The sequence below is a fragment of the Curtobacterium sp. VKM Ac-2861 genome (genome assembly GCF_013204965.1).
Classification (GTDB): Bacteria; Actinomycetota; Actinomycetes; order Actinomycetales; family Microbacteriaceae; genus Curtobacterium.
This window is the reverse complement of sequence record NZ_JABMLA010000003.1, coordinates 456,115-474,558: the sequence shown is the minus strand read 5'-3', so window position 1 is coordinate 474,558 and position 18,444 is coordinate 456,115. Positions and strand designations below refer to the sequence as shown.

16 protein-coding genes and 1 pseudogene are annotated in these 18,444 nt (G+C 71.0%); 10 read left to right on the top strand and 7 right to left on the bottom strand.

Going from position 1 to position 18,444, the window contains the following annotated elements:
* Positions 1 to 19: 19 nt before the first annotated feature.
* From HQQ88_RS10290 to ptsP, 4 genes are all read right to left on the bottom strand, one after another.
* Positions 20 to 1,186 (bottom strand): mannitol-1-phosphate 5-dehydrogenase, encoded by a 1,167-nt coding sequence (locus HQQ88_RS10290; RefSeq protein ID WP_173169372.1) that lies wholly within the window; start codon positions 1,184 to 1,186, stop codon positions 20 to 22.
* Complete coding sequence (locus tag HQQ88_RS10285) at positions 1,183 to 1,620, bottom strand: PTS sugar transporter subunit IIA (protein ID WP_027466426.1); 438 nt, start codon at positions 1,618 to 1,620, stop codon at positions 1,183 to 1,185. The genes HQQ88_RS10290 and HQQ88_RS10285 overlap by 4 nt, the downstream gene beginning before the upstream one ends.
* Positions 1,621 to 1,710: 90 nt before the next feature.
* Positions 1,711 to 3,249 (bottom strand): PTS mannitol transporter subunit IICB, encoded by a 1,539-nt coding sequence (locus HQQ88_RS10280; protein WP_165903544.1) that lies wholly within the window; start codon positions 3,247 to 3,249, stop codon positions 1,711 to 1,713.
* Between the two features lie 65 nt (positions 3,250 to 3,314).
* Entirely contained in the window at positions 3,315 to 4,970 is a 1,656-nt protein-coding gene (ptsP, locus tag HQQ88_RS10275; protein ID WP_173169371.1) for a phosphoenolpyruvate--protein phosphotransferase, read from the bottom strand.
* Between the two features lie 252 nt (positions 4,971 to 5,222).
* Here ptsP and HQQ88_RS10270 point away from each other — a divergent pair, with 252 nt between their 5' ends.
* The 10 genes and pseudogenes from HQQ88_RS10270 (at position 5,223) to HQQ88_RS10225 (ending at position 14,745) form a co-directional block, all read left to right on the top strand.
* Entirely contained in the window at positions 5,223 to 5,993 is a 771-nt protein-coding gene (locus tag HQQ88_RS10270; RefSeq protein WP_111086639.1) for a DeoR/GlpR family DNA-binding transcription regulator, read from the top strand.
* Between the two features lie 69 nt (positions 5,994 to 6,062).
* A complete protein-coding gene (locus HQQ88_RS10265; protein ID WP_111086640.1) occupies positions 6,063 to 6,335 on the top strand; it encodes an HPr family phosphocarrier protein in 273 nt (90 codons plus the stop codon).
* 267 nt (positions 6,336 to 6,602) lie between these two features.
* Entirely contained in the window at positions 6,603 to 7,445 is an 843-nt protein-coding gene (locus HQQ88_RS10260) for an exodeoxyribonuclease III (protein WP_123292347.1), read from the top strand.
* A gap of 42 nt (positions 7,446 to 7,487) precedes the next feature.
* Positions 7,488 to 8,498, top strand: coding sequence for a tryptophan--tRNA ligase (gene trpS / locus HQQ88_RS10255; RefSeq protein WP_173169370.1), 1,011 nt, complete (start codon positions 7,488 to 7,490; stop codon positions 8,496 to 8,498).
* 2 nt (positions 8,499 to 8,500) lie between these two features.
* Positions 8,501 to 9,058, top strand: coding sequence for a GNAT family N-acetyltransferase (locus HQQ88_RS10250; RefSeq protein WP_173169369.1), 558 nt, complete (start codon positions 8,501 to 8,503; stop codon positions 9,056 to 9,058).
* Between the two features lie 150 nt (positions 9,059 to 9,208).
* Positions 9,209 to 10,273, top strand: a complete 1,065-nt coding sequence (ribD, locus tag HQQ88_RS10245; RefSeq protein WP_216834578.1) for a bifunctional diaminohydroxyphosphoribosylaminopyrimidine deaminase/5-amino-6-(5-phosphoribosylamino)uracil reductase RibD — start codon at positions 9,209 to 9,211, stop codon at positions 10,271 to 10,273.
* Positions 10,274 to 10,302: 29 nt separating this feature from the next.
* Positions 10,303 to 10,956: pseudogene (gene ribA, locus HQQ88_RS10240) on the top strand (GTP cyclohydrolase II); the annotation flags it as partial.
* A 188-nt stretch (positions 10,957 to 11,144) separates the two neighbouring features.
* The gene (locus HQQ88_RS10235; RefSeq protein WP_173169367.1) at positions 11,145 to 12,524 is read left to right on the top strand and encodes an MFS transporter; all 1,380 of its coding nucleotides are present in this window, start codon (positions 11,145 to 11,147) and stop codon (positions 12,522 to 12,524) included.
* Positions 12,525 to 12,668: 144 nt separating this feature from the next.
* Positions 12,669 to 12,884, top strand: coding sequence for a hypothetical protein (locus HQQ88_RS10230; RefSeq protein ID WP_123292166.1), 216 nt, complete (start codon positions 12,669 to 12,671; stop codon positions 12,882 to 12,884).
* Between the two features lie 7 nt (positions 12,885 to 12,891).
* Positions 12,892 to 14,745 (top strand): ABC transporter ATP-binding protein, encoded by a 1,854-nt coding sequence (locus HQQ88_RS10225; protein ID WP_173169366.1) that lies wholly within the window; start codon positions 12,892 to 12,894, stop codon positions 14,743 to 14,745.
* A 19-nt stretch (positions 14,746 to 14,764) separates the two neighbouring features.
* On the opposite strand, the gene HQQ88_RS10220 is transcribed toward HQQ88_RS10225, so the two are convergent.
* The 3 genes from HQQ88_RS10220 to dacB all read right to left on the bottom strand — a co-directional run bounded on the left by HQQ88_RS10220 (position 14,765) and on the right by dacB (position 18,443).
* Positions 14,765 to 16,192 carry an NAD-dependent succinate-semialdehyde dehydrogenase gene (locus HQQ88_RS10220; RefSeq protein ID WP_216834576.1) on the bottom strand — a complete coding sequence of 476 codons (1,428 nt, stop codon included), beginning with the start codon at positions 16,190 to 16,192 and terminating at the stop codon, positions 14,765 to 14,767.
* A 98-nt stretch (positions 16,193 to 16,290) separates the two neighbouring features.
* Complete coding sequence (locus tag HQQ88_RS10215; protein WP_173169365.1) at positions 16,291 to 16,911, bottom strand: isochorismatase family protein; 621 nt, start codon at positions 16,909 to 16,911, stop codon at positions 16,291 to 16,293.
* Positions 16,912 to 16,934: 23 nt separating this feature from the next.
* Positions 16,935 to 18,443, bottom strand: a complete 1,509-nt coding sequence (gene dacB, locus HQQ88_RS10210) for a D-alanyl-D-alanine carboxypeptidase/D-alanyl-D-alanine-endopeptidase (protein WP_173169364.1) — start codon at positions 18,441 to 18,443, stop codon at positions 16,935 to 16,937.
* Between the last annotated feature and the right edge of the window lies 1 nt (position 18,444).

Here is an 18,444-nt window from a genome sequence, read left to right as displayed (position 1 = left end):
CCGGGCCACGTCGAGGGCGTCAGCCGCGCGCGACACGCACCCGGTCCGCGAACGCTGCGTGCAGCGGGTGCTCCGCGGCGAGGCCGGTGATCTGCGTCACCACGTCGGCATCGGACGCGTCCGAGGCCAGGAGCGCCTGCAGCTCGACGCTCTGCTCGTCGTCGGCGACGTCGAAGCGGAGCGCCGCGCCCATCGCGTCGAGCAGTGCGGTCGGCTCGGTGCCGTCCTCGGCCAGCGCCGCGGCGGGCGAGACGAAGCGCTCGTCACGCGACAGCTTGCGGAGCGGCTGCCGGCCGACGCGTGTCACCGTGTCGGGCAGGTGCGGGTTCTCGAACCGGGCGATGATCGCCTGGACGTAGGCGCGGTGCACCTCGGGGTCGAGTTCGTGGCGGCGGACGAGCAGGTCGCTCGTCTCGGCGAGGACGGACTCGAGCTCGGAACGCACCGCGGGGATCGCGATGGCGTCGGAGATCTTGTCGGCCCCGGCGACGAAGCCGTGGTACGCGACGGTGGCGTGCCCGGTGTTCACCGTGAAGAGCTTGCGCTCGATCGAGGCGGCGAGGCCGTCGACGTAGTGCGCGCCGGGGATCTCCGGCTCGTTGCCGCCGAACGGCGTGCGGTCGATGGCCCACTCGAAGTAGGTCTCGACGGTGACGTCGAGGCCGGCGCCCTCGGGCTGGGCCGGCACGATGCGGTCGACGGCGGTGTTCGCGAAGACGGCCTTCGCGAGTGCCGCGTCACGGCCCTCGGCCGGGAGCGCGTCGACGATGAACTCGCGCAGACGGTCCGTGGCGTTCAGGGCGTTCTCGCACGCCATCACGGCGATGGGCGCAGCGTCCGCGTCGCGCTGCTGCAGCGCCCGCGCGATCACCGGGGCGATGAACTTCAGGACGTTCGGGCCCACCGCGCAGGTGACGATCGCGGCAGTGGCGATCTCGGCGACGACGCCGTCCTCGTCCTGCGCGCTGTTCAGGGCGCGGAAGTTCGTGACCTCGTGGTCCTCGGCGCCGGTACCGACCTCGTGCACGGTGTACGAGTCGGCGGCGGCGAGGGCGTCGATGAGCGGCGCGGCGACGTCGGCGAAGACGACCTCGTAGCCCGCTTCGTGCAGGAGCAGGCCGACGAAGCCGCGGCCGATGTTGCCGGCACCGAAGTGGACGGCGGTGCCCCGGTCGGTGGTGCTCACTCGTTGACCTCGCCGAGGATCGACAGGATCGCGCTGGTGTCGGCCGCGTCGGTGAGCTTCTGGACCTCGTCCTCGTCGGAGAACACGATCGCGATCTTGGACAGGATGTCGAGGTGCTCGTTGTTCACGCCGGCGATGCCGACGACGAAGCGCACGGGGTTGCCGTCCCAGTCGATCGGGCTGGCGTACCGGATGAACGACAGCGCGGACGACTTGATGGCGTCCTTCGCGTCGTTCGTGCCGTGCGGGATGGCGAGGAAGTTGCCCATGTACGTGGACACGCTCTTCTCACGCTCGAGCATCGCCGGGTAGTAGTCAGCGGTGACCGCGCCCGCAGCTTCGAGGATCTCGGCTGCCTCCTTCATCGCCTCCGACTTGGTCGGCGCGGTGTCCTCGGTGTGGATCCGGATCTGGCTCTCCTGCAGGACGGGCATCGTGGTTCTCCTTGGTGTTCGAGGACGTGACGGAGGGGACGGGGCTGTCCCCGTCCCCTCCGATACTGCACTTCGTTACTGGTGGTGGCGTTACTGGTTCTTGAGCTGGTCGACGACCTGGTCGTACTGCGGCGCGTTCATGAAGTTGCCGACCGACACGTGCTGCGCGTTCGGGTTCTTCTGCTTGGCGCGGTCCGTCAGTTCTTCCTGCGTGATGATCAGGTCCTCGTCACCGGACAGGTTCGCGATCGCCTTGTTGGTGACCGTGACCCCTTCGATGCCCGCCTTCTTGATCTTGTTGCGCAGGACGCTGGCGCCCATGGCGCTCGACCCCATGCCGGCGTCGCAGGCGAACACGAGGTTCTGGACCTTCGTCGCGGTGGCGGTGGTGCCGGCGGCGGCTGCCTCTTCCGAGTTGGCCGGGGCGGTGCCGCCGAAGAGCCCTGCGGTCGCGGCGTTCGCGTCGCGGCCCTTGGTGGCCTGCATCTTGTCGAACGCGGCGGTCATGTCGCCGCCGCCGTTGGCGAGGTCGCGCTTGCGGCTGGCCAGCAGGAAGAACGACGCGACTGCGAAGGTGACCGCTGCGGACAGGATGACCGACAGGATGACGCCGACGTAGCTGTCCTTCGCCGTCGCCGTCAGCACGGCGAAGATCGATCCGGGCGAAGCCGGGGCGACCAGGCCGGAGCCGAACAGGACGTTCGTGCCGACGCCCGTCGCACCACCGAGGATGACGGCGATGAACAGGACCGGCTTCTGCAGCACGTACGGGAAGTAGATCTCGTGGATGCCACCGAAGAACTGGATGAGGATCGCACCGGGAGCGGTCGAGCGGGCGATGCCGACACCGAAGAAGGTGAAGGCGAGCAGGATGCCCAGACCGGGGCCGGGGTTCGCCTCGAGCAGGAACAGGATCGACTTGCCGGAGTCCTGCACCTGCTGGGCGCCGAGCTGGTCGAGCACACCGTGGTTGATGGCGTTGTTCAGGAAGAACACCTTGGCCGGCTCGATGATGACGCTGGCGAGCGGCAGCAGCGAGTGCTGGACGAGGAAGTTCACCGCGTCGCCGAGGCCCTCGGCGATGAGCTTGAACAGCGGGGCGAGCCAGAAGAACCCGACCATCGCCAGCCCGAAGCCGAGGATGCCGGCCGCGTAGTTGTTGACGAGCATCTCGAAGCCCGGCTTGATCTTGCCGTCCCAGATCTTGTCGATCTGCTTGATGAGGTACGCGCCGAGCGGCCCGCAGATCATCGCGCCGAGGATCATGATCGTGCCGTTGGCGCCGAGGATGACGCCCATCGCCATGATCGAGCCGACGACGGCGCCACGGGTCTCGTAGATCATCCGGCCGCCCTGGAAGGCGATCGCGAGCGGGATCAGGTACGTCAGGATCGGGCCGACGAGACCGATGTTGGCCACACCGTCCGTCTCACCGAACCCGCCGAGGATCCCGACGGGGGTCCATCCGGTCTCGATGAAGAAGGCGGTGATCAGGCCCCACGCGATGAAGATCGCGATGTTGGGCATGACCATGCCGGAGAGGAACGTGCCGAACTTCTGAACGGCGACGCGTGCGCCGCCCCGCGACTTCGCGGGTGCGTCGGGCGCTGCAACGGACGACGTTGTCATGTGCGGTGACTTTCTGTGTGGTGGAGCTGCTGCTGGTGCGGACGGGGTGTTGGGGATGGTGCGGCTCAGACGGCGTGCGCGGCCGCTGCGGCGGACTTCGCGGCCGCCGCCGTGGACGCGGCGAGTGCCGCCTGGGCCATCTCGCGGGCCTGCTCGAGCGTGTGCTGACCGAGTTCGGCGCGCACGTCGGCCAGGGCCGCGGGGGTCATGGAGAGGGTGGTGGCGCCGAGGCCGACGAGCACGACGGCGAGCAGCGGGTCGGCTGCGGCCTCACCGCAGATGCCGACGGGCTTGCCCGCGTCGGCACCGGCCGCACCGAGCTGCGCGACGAGGCGCAGGACGGCGGGGTGCCACGGGTCCTGGTAGGACGCGACGGTGCCGAGCATGCGGTCGGCGGCCATCGTGTACTGGGTCAGGTCGTTCGTGCCGATCGACACGAAGTCCGCGTTCTGGAACACCTGTTCGGCCATCAGGGCGAGCGACGGCACCTCGGCCATCACGCCGGCGGTGCGGATGCCGAGCTCACGGGCCAGGGTGACGAAGTACTCGGTCTCCTCGGCGTCGGCGACCATCGGGGCCATGACCCAGAGGTCGGCCTCGGTCGCAGCGTCCGCCTGGGCGAGTGCGACGAGCTGGTCGCGCAGCACCTCGGGGTGGTTGCGCAGCGCACGGAGCCCGCGACGGCCGAGCGCCGGGTTCTCCTCGTCCTTGTCGGTGAGGAACGGCAGCGGCTTGTCGGCACCGGCGTCGAGCGCACGGACGACGACCTTCTTGCCCGGGAACGCGGCGAGGAGCTGACGGTAGGACTCGGTCTGCTCGTCGACGGTCGGCGCCTTCGGCGAGTCGAGGAAGAGGAACTCGGTGCGGAAGAGCCCCACGCCCTCCGCACCGAGAGCAACGGCGCCCGCGGCGTCGGCGGGGCTGCCGAGGTTCGCGAGCAGGGGCACCACGTGACCGTCGGCCAGGGCACCGGCGGTGAGCGGTGCGGCGGCCGCGGCGAGCCGGTCGGCGATGCGCTGCTCGACGTCGGCCACCAGGGCCTCGGACGGCTCGGTGACGACGGTGCCGGCGACGGCATCGACGACGATCGACTGGCCGTCGACCAGGTCGTCGGCACCGGTGACGCCGACGATCGCGGTGATGCCCTTGGCGCGGGCGAGGATCGCGGTGTGCGAGGTCGGGCCGCCGTCTCGGGTGACCAGCGCGAGGACCTTGTCGAGGTCCAGCAGCGCGGTGTCGGCCGGAGCGAGGTCACGGGCGACGAGGACGAACGGGGTGTCCGACTCGGGCACACCGGGGGCGTGTACGCCGCGGAGCTTCGCGATGATGCGCTGGGCGACGTCGTCGAGGTCGGCTGCGCGCTCCCCCATGTAGCCGCCCATGCCGACGAGCAGGTCGCGGAACTGCGCGAACGCCTCGTACACGGCACGCTCGGCGTTGGTGCCGCCGTCGATGCGCGTGTGCACGTCGTCGAGGAGGGTCGGGTCCTGCGCCATGAGCGCCTGCGCCTCGAGCACGGCCTGGGCGTCGCCGCCGGCGAGCTGTCCGCGCTTGTTGAGGTCCTCGGCCACCGCGGCCAGTGCGTCGTGCACGGCCTGCTTCGCGTCGTCCGCCGAACCGGTCAGGGCGTCCTTCGACGGTTCGCCGAGCGGGTCCGCCATGCGGAGCACGGGGCCGTGGGCGACGCCGCGGCCGACGCCGGTGCCGAGCAGTTCGGACATTCGAGACTCCTTCATCTCACACGCGCTTGCGGTGGGGTGTTCGTTCGGTGCGCGCACGGCTGAGACGGGACCTCGCCGGTGCGGCTGAGCAGCACACTACCCCGATCCGCGTTGACAAACAAACACATCCGGGGATAAAAATGCAGAAACAGATGCCCGTTTACGTCTGGCGTCCAGCCGCTCCGGCTCGGTTCCGTCAGGTTCGTGCCCGGTCATGTCCGTTCCGTTCCGACCAGGAGACGACGAGGTCCGATGTACGCACCAGAACGCCACCAGCGCATCGTCGAGCAGGCGCGCGCGCAGGGGCGGGTCGACGTCAAGGACCTCGCCGAGCTGCTCGAGGTCACGCCCGAGACCATCCGCCGCGACCTCACCTCGCTGGAGCGACGGGGGCTGGTCCGACGTGCCCACGGCGGGGCCATCCCGGTCGAACGCATCACGATCCACCCCGGTGTCGGCGACCGCGGCGGCATCAACCAGGCCGAGAAGATGGTCATCGCCGAGGCCGCACTCGAGGAGCTGCCGGAGAACGGCTCGATCATGATCGACGCCGGCACCTCCACCATCTGCCTCGCCGAGATGCTGCCGACCGACCGCGGACTCACCGTCGTCACCCACTCGCTCCCCGTCGCGATGGCCGTCGCGAACCGGCCGGGCATCGACCTGCACCTGCTCGGCGGCAACATCCGCAGCGACTCCCTGGCCGGCGTCGGCACGTGGACGCACCAGCTCATCGGCATGGTGAGCGTCGACGTCGCCTTCGTGAGCATCAACGGGATCACCCCGGAGCGCGGCCTGACGACCCACAACATGGCCGAGGCCGCGGTGAAGTCGGCGATGATCAAGTCCGCCCGCCGCAGCATCCTGCTCGCCGACCACACCAAGTTCGGCCGTGAGGAGTTCGGCCGCGTCGCACCCCTCGCCGCCATCGACACGATCATCACCGACCCCGCCGTCAACCTCGACCTGGTCCGCGAGGTCGAGGCCGCCGGCACCGAGGTGTTCTGGCCCGGTCGACCCTGACCGCTCGCCCGACCCGCCCATCCGGCGCTCGCTAGCATGAGCGCACCACCCATCGACAGGAGTACATCGATGTCCGAAGCCACCCGCACCGTGACCGTCGCCAGCGCGTCCGGCCTGCACGCGCGCCCCGCGTCCCTCTTCGTCCAGACCGTGACGGCCTCCGGCCACCAGGTCACGATCGCCAAGGGCGACAAGTCCGGCAACGCCGGCAGCATCCTCGCCCTGCTCGGCCTGGGCATCGAGAACGGTGACGAGGTCAGCCTCACCGTGACCGGCGACGACGCCGAGACCACCGCCGACAGCCTGGTCGAGTTCCTGCAGACGGACCACGACGCGGCCTGATCGCGCGGATCCGACGGACGGGAGGCACGGTGCCAGCTGGCACCGTGCCTCCCGTCCGTCCTGCGGTCCCCCGCACTGCCGGGCCCGCGCCCGCCCCGTCCGTCCGGCCTGCCCCGGCCGGCCCGCACCCCCGAGGTTCCGAAATCTCGGCATCTCGACGCGCCACGGGCCGGTCCGTGGAACCTCGGCGGACGGCACGCGGCGAGTCGTGGAACCTCGAACCGGTGCGGTCCGGGGCTGTCGGCGCCCGCCGATAAGGTGGTCGGCATGACACGCCTGCGCCTCGCATCCGTCAACGTGAACGGCGTCCGCGCCGCCTTCCGCAAGGGCATGGGCGACTGGCTCGCCACCCGTGACGTCGACGTGCTCGCCCTGCAGGAAGTCCGTGCGTCGAGCGAGGACCTGGCCGGTCTGCTCGGTGACGAGTGGGACATCGTGCACGACCCCGCGACCGCCAAGGGCCGGGCGGGTGTCGCGATCGCGTCCAGGCACTCGGCCCAGATCCACCGCGTCGCCCTCGGACCGGACGAGTTCGACTCCGCCGGCCGCTGGCTCGAGGCAGACTACGAGATCGGCGGCACCACGGTCACGGTCGTGTCCACCTACGTCCACTCGGGCGAGGTCGACACCCCCAAGCAGGACGAGAAGTGGAAGTTCCTCGACGCCATGACCGAGCGGCTGCCCGCCCTCCGCGCGCACAACCCGCTCGCCGTCGTCGTCGGTGACCTCAACGTCGGGCACGACCAGCGCGACATCAAGAACTGGAAGGGCAACGTCAAGCGAGCGGGCTTCCTGCCGCGCGAGCGTGCCTACTTCTCGCGCTTCTTCGGTGCCGACGGCGAACCGGTCGAAGGCGCCGACGGCTCGACGGGCCCGGGGCTCGGCTGGGTGGACGTCGGGCGTGCGCAGGCCGGCGACGTCGAGGGACCGTACACGTGGTGGTCCTGGCGCGGCCAGGCGTTCGACAACGACACCGGCTGGCGCATCGACTACCAGATGGCCACGCCCGACCTCGCGGCGAAGGTCACGGAGTACACGGTCGACCGCGCCGCGGCGTACGACCAGCGATGGTCCGACCACGCCCCCGTGGTCGTCGACTACGAACTCTGATCCCCACTCGTTGCGCTCCACCTGACCCACAGGAACACCACCATGACCAAGACCCGCATCTTCTCGGGCATCCAGCCGTCCGCCGGCTCGCTGCACCTCGGCAACTACGTCGGGGCGCTCATGCAGTGGCGCGACCTGCAGGACGACTTCGACGCCATCTACTGCGTCGTCGACATGCACGCCATCACCTCACCGCAGGACCCGGCCGAGCTCCGCGCGAGCACCCGGGCGACGGCCGCGCAGTACATCGCGTCGGGCATCGACCCGACGAAGTCGACGCTGTTCGTGCAGTCGCACGTGCCGGCCCACGCCGAGCTCGCCTGGGTGCTCAACACCCTCACCGGGTTCGGTGAGGCGAGCCGGATGACCCAGTTCAAGGACAAGTCGGCGCGGCAGGGGTCCGAGGCCGCGTCGGTCGGGCTCTTCACGTACCCGGTCCTGATGGCCGCCGACATCCTGCTGTACGACACCAAGGTCGTGCCGGTCGGCGACGACCAGCGCCAGCACGTCGAGCTCACCCGCGACCTCGCCGGACGCTTCAACTCGCGGTTCGGCGACACGTTCGTCGTGCCCGAGGCCCGGATCGGCACCGAGACGGCGCGCATCTACGACCTGCAGGACCCGACGAGCAAGATGAGCAAGTCGGCGGCGTCCGACAGCGGCCTGGTCCGGCTGCTCGACGACCCGAAGCGCACCGCGAAGAAGATCAAGTCGGCCGTCACCGACGACGAGCGCGAGATCCGCTCCGACCGGCAGGCGAAGCCGGGCGTGACGAACCTGCTCGCGATCCTGTCCGCCTTCAGCCGGACCCCCGTCGCCGAGCTCGAGGCATCGTTCTCGGGCAAGGGCTACGGGGACCTCAAGGGCGCGGTCGCCGACGCCGTCGTCGCCGAGCTCGAGCCGGTGCGCACCCGCACGCTCGAGCTGCTCGACGACCCGGCGGAGCTCGACCGGCTGCTCGCCGTCGGCGCGGACCGTGCCGAGTCCATCGCGCAGGAGACCCTGGCGCGTGTGTACGACCGGATCGGGTTCGTCCCGCGCTCGCGCGGCTGACCGTGCTGCCGGTCACGCTGGAGTCCGCCCGGGTCCGACTCGACGTCCCGACCCGGGCGGACACCGCGGCGATCACCGACGCCTGTCAGGACCCGGACATCGTCCGCTGGACCACCATCCCCACGCCGTACCGCGAACAGGACGCACGGACCTTCGTCGACGCCCTGGTCGGCCCCGGCTGGGCGTCGGACCGCGAGTACACGTGGGCGGTCCGTCGCAGTGGGTCCTCCTGGCTCGAGGGGATCATCGGGTACCGCACGGCCGGCCGCGACCTGGGGTTCTGGCTGGCTCCCTCGGCCCGCGGCGCCGGCCTGATGCACGATGCGGTCGAGCTCGTCGTCGAGTGGGCCTTCGCCGACGGGGCTCCGGACGTCTACTGGGAGTGCTACGAGGGCAACACGGCGTCGGCCGCGGTCGCCCGCAGCGCCGGGTTCTCGTTCACCGGCGTCGGGCCCGCCCGGATCCCCGGACGCGACGGCGGACCGACGACCGCCTGGACCGCCCTGCGCCGGGCCGACGGTGCGCCCGCATCGGACCTCCCGTGGCCCGACGCTCCGTGACGCAGCGCTCCGTGACTCGGCCCTTCATGACGCAGCGCTCCGCGACCAGGTCCCGCATGACGCCGCGTTCCCGACGATGACGCGTCACCGATTCACCGCCGGTAGGCTCGAGCCGTGAGCGACACGGCACGACCCACCGAGGTCCGGGCGATGCGCCGCGGGCTCGAACTCGCGGCCCTCGGGCCCGTCGTGGGCGACCACGCTCGGGTCGGCGCGGTGATCCTCTCCCCCGCCGGCGACGTCCTCGCCGAGGGGTGGCACAAGGGTGCCGGAACCCCGCACGCTGAGGTCGACGCGATGGCGAAGGTCGATCCGGCACAGCTCCGCGGCGCGACGGCCGTCGTCACCCTCGAGCCCTGCAACCACACCGGCCGCACCGGCCCCTGCGCCGTCGCCCTGATCGAGGCCGGGGTCGCCCGTGTCGTGTACGCGATCGACGACCCGGGTACGGACGTGCACGGCGGCGCCGACCGTCTCCGCGCCGCCGGGGTCGACGTCGTGTCCGGAGTACTCGCAGACGAGGCCGAGGCGTTCCTCGAACGGTGGCTTCTGTCGGTCCGACTCGGACGCCCCTGGGTGACCGTGAAGTGGGCCTCGAGCCTGGACGGCCGGGCCGCGGCTGCCGACGGGACGAGCAAGTGGATCACCGGCGCCGCAGCCCGACAGCACGTCCACGAGCAGCGTGCCGCGCACGACGCGATCCTGGTCGGCACCGGCACCGTCCTCGCCGACGACCCGAGCCTGACCGCTCGGGGTGACGCGGGCGAACTCCTCGCCGACCAGCCGCTCGCGGTCGTGCTCGGTGACCGCGCCGTCCCCGACGACGCCGCGGTCCGGCGACACCCCCGCGGGCTCGTGACGCTGCCGGGGCACGACCTCGCCGCGTCGCTCGCCGCCCTGCGTGGGCACGGCGTGCACTCCGTGTTCGTCGAGGGCGGCCCCACCGTCGCGTCCGCGCTCATCGCCGCCGGGCTCGTCGACGAGTACCTCGTGTACGTCGCCCCGATCCTGCTCGGCGGACCCCGGGTCGCCCTCGACGACCTCGGGGTGGGAAGCATGTCCGGGCGTCGGCGGTTGGACGTACTATCGACCACCAGCCTGGGCCCTGACCTGCTGGTCCGAGCCCGACCGCAACGCAGCGCGACACCGCAGCAGCACGACGCAGCACCCGGGTTCGGAGACGACGGGCCCACGAACGACCGGAGCACCCCATGACCGACGCGCTGACCTCCTCCACCCCGGGCAGCCCCGTCCAGTTCGAGGTGTCGACGAACGTCCCCACCACCCACGGCACGTTCCAGATGCGCGCCTACCGCGACCTCGTGACCGGCGCGGAGCACGTCGCGATCATCGGCGCGCTGCCCGACGGGTCCGCCCCGTCCGACGGCGCCCTGGTCCGTGTGCACTCCGAGTGCCTGACCGGCGAGGCGTTCGGCTCGCTGAAGTGCGAGTGCGGGCCCCAGCTCGACGCCGCGCTCGACACCATCGCTGCCGAGGGCGGCGTGGTGGTCTACCTGCGCGGGCAGGAAGGACGCGGCATCGGGCTCATCAACAAGCTCAAGGCCTACCGCCTGCAGGAAGACGGCCTCGACACGCTCGACGCCAACCTGGCGCTCGGGCTGCCGGCCGACTCCCGTGCGTACGGCGGCGCCGCGGGCATCCTCGCCGAACTCGGGATCACCCGCGTGCGACTGCTCTCAAACAACCCCGAGAAGCGTCGCCAGCTCGAGGAGCACGGCATCACCGTCGAGTCGCTCGTGCCGCTGGTCGTCGGTGTCTCGGCGCAGAACGCCGGCTACCTCGACACCAAGCGCGACCGGATGGGGCACCAGCTGCCCGCGCACCTCGAGGCCGGTGCCAGCGCCGGGGCGGGCGCCGGCGCAGGAGCCGCCAGCTGACTCTGGGCTGATTCGCAGGTGGGCGACATCTGTCGTACGATGTTGTCTTCCGTCACAAGCGGTCCCCCACCAACCGAACGCACCCGATCGGTGCCCGCGCCACCCTGCGCGAACCGATCGGTGTCCGCCGTTTCGGGTATCCGTGCTCCCTGCCAGGAGTGCGCACCACGGAAGACCACACGACACCCATGACCGCCGCACCGGCACCAGCAACCCCGACTTCAGCTCCGGCACCAGCAGGCAACCCGCGCTCGCGCGTCGTCATCGCCAGCCTCGTCGGCACCTCGATCGAGTTCTACGACTTCTACGTCTACGCGACGGCCGCGGTCCTCGTCTTCCCGACGCTGTTCTTCCCGAACGAGGACCCCACGGCATCGCAGCTGTCGTCGTTCGTGACGTTCGCCCTCGCCTTCTTCGCGCGGCCGATCGGGTCGATCATCTTCGGGCACTTCGGTGACCGGGTGGGCCGCAAGACCACCCTCGTCGCGTCGCTGCTCGTCATGGGCACCGCGACGTTCCTGATCGGCTGCCTGCCGACGTTCAGCACCATCGGCGTGTGGGCGCCGGTCCTGCTCGCCGTGATGCGCTTCGCCCAGGGCGTCGGCCTCGGCGGCGAGTGGTCCGGTGCGGCACTGCTCGCCACCGAGAACGCCCCCAAGGGCAAGCGCGGCGTCTTCGGTTCGATGCCGCAGCTCGGCGCACCGATCGGCTTCCTGCTCGCGAACGGCCTGTTCATCGCGATCAACGCCGCGATGCCCGCCGGTGCCGACGGCACCCCGAACGCCGACTTCCAGGCGTGGGGCTGGCGCATCCCGTTCCTGCTCTCCTCGGTCCTGGTCGTCGTCGGGCTCTACGTGCGCTTCAAGCTCGTCGAGTCGCCGGTGTTCCGCGGCGTCCAGGAGTCCGGCACGGTCGCGAAGATCCCGCTGGGCCGGGTGTTCCGCACCTCGTGGAAGGCGCTCATCGTCGGCACGTTCGGCATGGTCGCGACGTACGTCCTCTTCTACTTCATGACCACGTTCACGCTGTCGTACGGCACCACCGGTGCCGAGGCCGGTCCGCTCGTCCCGAAGGTCGGCCTCGGCTACAGCCGCGGTGAGTTCCTGACGCTGCTCATGATCGGCGTCGTGTTCTTCGGCATCTTCACCCCGATCGCCGGCATCCTGGCCGACAAGTTCGGGCGCCGGAAGACACTCATCCCGACCACGATCGGCATCGCGCTGTTCGGTCTGACGTTCCAGTTCTGGTTCGCGGCGTCGCAGGGCCCGATCACGGTGGTGACGTTCCTGATCGTCGGACTGTCCCTGATGGGGCTGACCTTCGGGCCGATGGGTGCGCTGCTGCCGGAGCTGTTCCCGACGAACGTCCGGTACACCGGTTCGGCGATCGCGTACAACGTCGCGTCGATCCTCGGTGCCTCGCTCGCGCCGACGATCGCCCTGGCGCTGTGGCAGGCCGACGGCAACATCTTCCTGGTCGGGCTGTACCTGACGATCGCCGCCGTCGTGACGCTCGTCGCCCTGCTCTTCGTCCGCGAGACGAAGAGCAAGGACTTCACCGACGCCTGAGGCGTCACCACGGACGGACGGGAGGCCCGGTGCCAGCTGGCACCGGGCCTCCCGTCCATCCATCGTCGCGTCCACCCGCACGGCGCGACCCTGTCCGTCAACTCAGGTTGACAGATGTCGGCGCGTCAATGTAGGTTGACAGCCATGGACCGACCGACCATCACGAGCCTCGCGGCCGGAGCCTCCGGGGACGACCCGTTCTCCGCCCTCGCGAACGTGCGCGAGCTCCGCCGTGAACTCGACCGGACCGAAGAACTCGCTGCCCGTGCCGCCCGCAACGCCGGGGCGTCGTGGCAGGAGATCGCGACCCTGCTCGGTGTCAGCCGACAGGCAGTGCACAAGAAGTACGGCAGAAACTAGGAACACGATGAGTCTCCCCTTCGCGCGCCCCAAGAAGACCGACGGCCCCCGCGCCACCTTCGGCCGCCTGTTGTCCTACCTGTTCGAGAACAAGCCGGCGATGGTCGTCATCATCGTGCTGAGCATCCTCGGCGCCGGGGCGTCGCTCGCGCAGCCGCTGCTCGTCAACCAGGTCGTCACGGCGGTGCAGCAGGGCAACACGCTCAGCACGCTCGTCTGGCTGCTCGTCGGGCTCGTCCTGGTCGCCGGCGTCCTGAACGGTGTGCAGCACTTCCTGCTCCAGCGTGCGGGCGAGGGCGTCGTGCTCTCCACGCGCCGCAAGCTCATCGCCCGCATCCTCAACCTGCCGATCTCGGAGTTCGACACCCGTCGCACCGGTGACCTGGTGTCCCGCGTCGGCAGCGACACCACGCTCCTGCGCGCGGTCCTGACCCAGGGCCTGATCGAGTCGATCGGCGGCGCCCTCACGTTCATCGGCGCGATCATCGCGATGGCGATCATCGACCCGCTGCTGCTCGTGATCGTGGTCGTCATCGTCCTGGTCGCGATCGTGGTCGTCGGCGGACTGAGTCGGCGCATCCGGATCGCGTCGAAGCGTGCGCAGGAGAAGGTCGGCGACCTGACCGCGGCGGTCGAGCGCGGCATCGGCGCCGTCCGCACCATCCGCGCGGCCGGCGCCACCGAGCGCGAGGTGCACGAGGTCGACGGACACGCGACCGAGGCCTACCAGCGCGGCCTCGACATCGCGAAGATGTCCGCGTTCGTCGTGCCGGTGGCGAGCATCGTCATGCAGGTCGCGTTCATCGCCGTGCTCGGCGTCGGCGGGGCCCAGGTCGCCGCAGGCACCATCACCATCGCCACGCTCATCACGTTCATCCTGCTGCTCTTCATGATGATCATGCCGCTCGGCCAGGCGATGGGCGCCGCCGTCGCGGTCGCCCAGGCGCTCGGTGCGCTCGGCCGGATCGAGGAGATCCTGCACCTGCCGACCGAGGCGCAGGACGACGCCGCTGCGCGCCCCGCCGCCGCGGTCGCCTCGGACGACGCCATCACGTTCGAGCACGTCACGTTCCGGTACGCAGCTGCAGCGGATGCGTCCGGTCCGGACGGCGCCGTCGCCTCCGGCGCGGTGGACCGACCGGGAGGCCCGGATCGCCTCGCCGACGAGCTTCCGGTCGACGACGTGGTGCTCCACGATGTGTCGTTCCGCGTTCCCCGCGGCTCGCGGGTCGCACTCGTGGGTCCGTCGGGTGCTGGCAAGTCGACGACCCTCGCCCTGATCGAGCGGTTCTACGACCCGACCGAGGGCGTCATCCGGCTCGGTGGCATCGACGTCCGGGGCATGGACCGCCAGGAGCTCCGCGCCCAGATCGGCTACGTCGAGCAGGACGCCCCGGTACTCGCCGGCACCATCCGCGCGAACCTGCTGCTCGGTTCGCCGGACGCGACCGAGGACGACTGCGTCCGCGTGCTCGAGGCGGTCAACCTCGGCGAGGTCCTGCACCGCGACCCGCGTGGACTCGACGCCCAGGTCGGCGAGGACGGCGTGATGCTCTCCGGTGGCGAGCGTCAACGGCTGGCCATCGCCCGCGCGCTGCTCGCCGCTCCCCCGATCCTGCTGCTCGACGAGTCGACGTCGTCGCTCGACGGCGTGAACGAGCAGAAGATGCGGCTGGCGATCGACGCCGTCGCCGAGGACCGCACCCTGCTCGTCATCGCGCACCGGCTGTCCACCGTGGTCGACTCCGACGTCATCGTCGTGCTCGAGCACGGCCGGGTCGTCGGCGCCGGCACGCACTCCGAGCTCGTCGAGTCGACGCCGCTCTACCGCGACCTGGCGAAGCACCAGCTGCTGGTCTGAGCCCCGCCGCCGGGCCCGTTCAGGCGGCGAACGGGTCCGGGGTGAGCACGTACACGGTCTCGAGGTACTCCTCGATGCCCTCGTGCGAGCCCTCGCGGCCGAGCCCGGACGACTTCACCCCGCCGAACGGGAACGCTGCGTTCGACACGAGGCCGGTGTTCAGCCCGAGCATCCCGGTCTCCAGGCGTTCGGCGAGCCGCTGCCCGCGCGGGAAGTCCGTCGTGAACGCGTAGGCGATGAGCCCGAACTCGGTGTCGTTGGCGAGCCGGATGCCCTCGTCCTCGGTCGCGAAGCGCGTGATCGACACGACCGGTCCGAAGATCTCGGTCGTCAGGATCTCCGACCCCGGCTGCACGTCGTCCAGCACTGTGGGCGCGTAGTAGGTACCGGGCCGCTCGACGCGGTGTCCGCCGGTGACGAGCCGCGCGCCTCGGGTGACCGCATCGTCGACGAGTCCGGCAGCCTTGTCCACTGCACGGTCGTCGATGAGCGGGCCCATCGTCGTGCCGTCCTCGGTACCCCGGCCGATGCGGAGCGCGTCGACCTTCGCGGTGAGGGCGGCCACGAACGCGTCGGCGATGCCGTCCTGCACGAAGAACCGGTTGGCGGCAGTGCAGGCCTCGCCGACGTTCCGGAACTTCGCGAGCATCGCAGCGGTGACGGCGGCGTCGAGGTCGGCGTCGTCGACCACCAGCAAGGGGGCGTTGCCGCCGAGCTCCATGCTCGTCTTGAGCACGTTGTCCGCCGCCTGCTTGAGGAGCGCGGACCCGACCGGCGTCGATCCGGTGAAGGTGAGCTTGCGGAGGCGACGGTCGGCGATGATCGGCTCGGACAGGCCCTTGGCGTCGAGGGACGGCACCACGTTGAGCACGCCGTCCGGCAGCCCGGCACGGCGGAACAGCTCGACCAGGAACAGCGTGGTCAGCGGCGTGAGCTCCGCCGGCTTCACGACGACCGTGCAGCCGGCCGCCAGTGCGGGGCCGATCTTCCGGGTCGCCATGGCGAGGGGGAAGTTCCACGGGGTGATCGCGTACACCGGGCCGACCGGACGCTTCAGGACGATCGCGCGTCCGGTGCCCTCGGGGTTGGTGCGGTAGTCGCCGCCGATGCGGACGGCCTCCTCCGAGAACCAGCGGAGGAACTCGCCGCCGTAGACCACCTCGCCGCGGGCCTCGACCAGGGGCTTGCCCATCTCGAGCGTCATCAGGGCGGCCAGGTCGTCCTCGTGCGCGCGGACCAGGTCGAACGCGCGACGCAGCACGTCGGAGCGCTGCCGCGGAGCGGTCGCCGCCCACTCCTGCTGCGCGGCGACCGCGGCGTCGAGCGCGGCGATGCCGTCCTCGGGGGTGGCGTCGGCGACCTCGGCCAGCACGTCGCCGGTCGAGGGGTCGCGGACGGCGAACGTCGCGCCGCTCGCCGACGGGCGCCAGGACCCGCCGATGAACAGGCCGGTCGGGACGCCGTGCACGGTGACGTGGTCGTCGCCCACGGTCGTGGTGAGGTCGCCGGTCGTGGCGCTCGTGTCGGTGCTGGTGCTGGTCTCGGTCACAGCTGTGCTCCTCCGGGGTTCGCGAGCCCCTCGTCCATGTCGCTGCGGTCGACGTGCCCGCCGGCCGCTCGGATGTCGTCGAGCGCGCGGGCGCTGCGCTCGACGTCGACGCCGGCCACCAGGTCCTCGTAGACCGCGACGTCGATGCCGGCGGCACGGGCGTCGAGTGCCGAGGCCCGGACGCAGTGGTCGGTGGCGATGCCGACGATGTCGACGGAGTGCACCCGGTGCTCGGTCAGGATCTCCGGCAACGGCACGCCCGACTCGGTCCGCGCCTGGAAGGCCGAGTAGTCCGGCGTGCCCTGGCCCTTGAAGACGTCGACGTCGATCGGCTCGGTGTCGAGCTCCGGGTGGTACTCGGCGCCCGGTGTGCCGGCCACGCAGTGCACGGGCCACGTGTCGACGAAGTCGGGACCCTCGGGTCCGGCGAAGTGTCCGCCGTTGTCGTCGTCGCCGTGGTGCCAGTCGCGGGAGCCGACGATCAGGTCGTACTCCTCGGCGTGCCGGCCGAGGAACGCGCTGATCCGCTCCGCGAGGGCCGCGCCCCCGGTCACCCCGAGCGCACCGCCCTCGGTGAAGTCGTTCTGGACGTCGACGATGAGGAGAGCCCGTGCCATGGGCCCATCCAACACCCGGTGACTCAGGAGTCGGTGAGCTTGCTCCCGCACGAGTAGGCCGCCGCGGTCACCGCGTCGAGCGCCGGCAGCGCGGCCGCACGCGAGGACCCGATGGCGTAGAACGCGAAGGTCAGGCGCGATCCGTCCGCAGCGTCGATGTACCCACCGAGGGTGTTCGCGCTGTCGATCCACCCGGTCTTCGCGTGCACCTTGCCGCGGGCCACGGCGTTCGCGCCGGTGAAGCGGCTGGCCAGCGTGCCGGACTGTCCCGAAACGGGCAGGGCGTTCGCGAGGGTACCGAGGCCCTTCGCGCCGGCGGCGACCTGCACCATGAGGTGGGCGACGAAGTTCGGCGACACCGCGTTCGCGGCGCTCTCGCCCGAGCCGTCCTTGATGACGATGCCGGCCGGGTCGACGCCGTAGGAACCGAGCGCCGACTGGTACACCGAGGTCAGCGACGCCGCCGAGCCGTTCGAGCCGGACTCCTTCGACGACACCCGGGCGAGCATCTCGGCGAGGGTGTTGTCCGAGTTCGGGATCATCTGCCCGATCAGTGTCGACACCGGCTGCGAGGACACCGTCGCGATGGTGTTCGTGCTGGTCGTGGCGCGCTTGACGATCTGTGCCGACCCCGCCCCGGCGACCCCGGCGTTCGCCAGTGCCGTCCGGAACGCGGTGCCCGCACGGCCGACCGGGTCCTCGGACCGGGGCGAGGTCGCCGCGGCCGGGTTCGCCCGGTCACCGTCGACCATGAGCGCCGTCACCTTCGGCTGGTACCCGATGGTGCGCTCGGACACCGGCCACGTGGGGTCCCACGCGTCGGCGTCGCTCCAGTACGTGTCGTCGGTGACGATCGTGGTGACGGGGGTGTCGCCGACCTTGGCCTTGACCTGCTGGGCGAGCTGCGCGAGCGTCGGGGCCCCCGGGTAGACCGTGCCGTTGCCGGCGGACAGGGTGGCGTCGCCGTGCCCGACCAGCGCGATGGTCCCGCCGGACTCCTGCGTGACCGTGGTCGGGATGCGGTGGTCGCCGCCGAGCACCGCGAGCGCCGTCGCCGTCGTCAGGGTCTTCATGACGCTGCCGGTCTGGGCGGCCTTGTCGCCGTCCTTCGAGAACAGGACCTCGCCGGTCTTCGCGTCCATGACGTACCCCTCGAACGCGCCGAGACCACTCGCCGACGCCGCGCCGGCGATCGAGCAGGTGCGCAGGGCGGAGGGGCCGGCCGGGTCCTTCGGCACGGCGCGGGCGTCCGGGGTCGGAGTCGGCGTACTCGTCGGTCGCTTCGTGGTGGCGGTCGACCGGCTCGGCGTCGAGGTCGCGGTCGAGGTGGTCGCCGGGGCCGCGGTCGTGCCCGTGTCCGGTGTCATCGCCGCGGCGACCGCGACGGCCCCGCCCGAACCGACCACGAGCAGGGCTGCGAGCCCACCGGCGATCCAGGGCACCGGGCGGCGCACGGCGGAGGCGCGCGCGGCTGCGACGGCGGCGCGGACACGCTCCGGTACGGAAGGCGGGGTGGGCTGCTGCTCGGACATC

Bases quoted from the DNA above. Each gene is read 5' to 3' on its own strand.
- HQQ88_RS10280 (WP_165903544.1), bottom strand. From the start codon at position 3,249: ATGACAACGTCGTCCGTTGCAGCGCCCGACGCACCCGCGAAGTCGCGG.
- HQQ88_RS10260 (WP_123292347.1), top strand. From the start codon at position 6,603: ATGACACGCCTGCGCCTCGCATCCGTCAACGTGAACGGCGTCCGCGCC.
- HQQ88_RS10225 (WP_173169366.1), top strand. From the start codon at position 12,892: ATGAGTCTCCCCTTCGCGCGCCCCAAGAAGACCGACGGCCCCCGCGCC.
- dacB (WP_173169364.1), bottom strand. From the start codon at position 18,443: ATGTCCGAGCAGCAGCCCACCCCGCCTTCCGTACCGGAGCGTGTCCGC.
- HQQ88_RS10285 (WP_027466426.1), bottom strand. From the start codon at position 1,620: ATGCCCGTCCTGCAGGAGAGCCAGATCCGGATCCACACCGAGGACACC.
- trpS (WP_173169370.1), top strand. From the start codon at position 7,488: ATGACCAAGACCCGCATCTTCTCGGGCATCCAGCCGTCCGCCGGCTCG.
- HQQ88_RS10270 (WP_111086639.1), top strand. From the start codon at position 5,223: ATGTACGCACCAGAACGCCACCAGCGCATCGTCGAGCAGGCGCGCGCG.
- HQQ88_RS10230 (WP_123292166.1), top strand. From the start codon at position 12,669: ATGGACCGACCGACCATCACGAGCCTCGCGGCCGGAGCCTCCGGGGAC.
- HQQ88_RS10215 (WP_173169365.1), bottom strand. From the start codon at position 16,911: ATGGCACGGGCTCTCCTCATCGTCGACGTCCAGAACGACTTCACCGAG.
- ptsP (WP_173169371.1), bottom strand. From the start codon at position 4,970: ATGTCCGAACTGCTCGGCACCGGCGTCGGCCGCGGCGTCGCCCACGGC.
- HQQ88_RS10235 (WP_173169367.1), top strand. From the start codon at position 11,145: ATGACCGCCGCACCGGCACCAGCAACCCCGACTTCAGCTCCGGCACCA.
- ribD (WP_216834578.1), top strand. From the start codon at position 9,209: ATGCGCCGCGGGCTCGAACTCGCGGCCCTCGGGCCCGTCGTGGGCGAC.
- HQQ88_RS10265 (WP_111086640.1), top strand. From the start codon at position 6,063: ATGTCCGAAGCCACCCGCACCGTGACCGTCGCCAGCGCGTCCGGCCTG.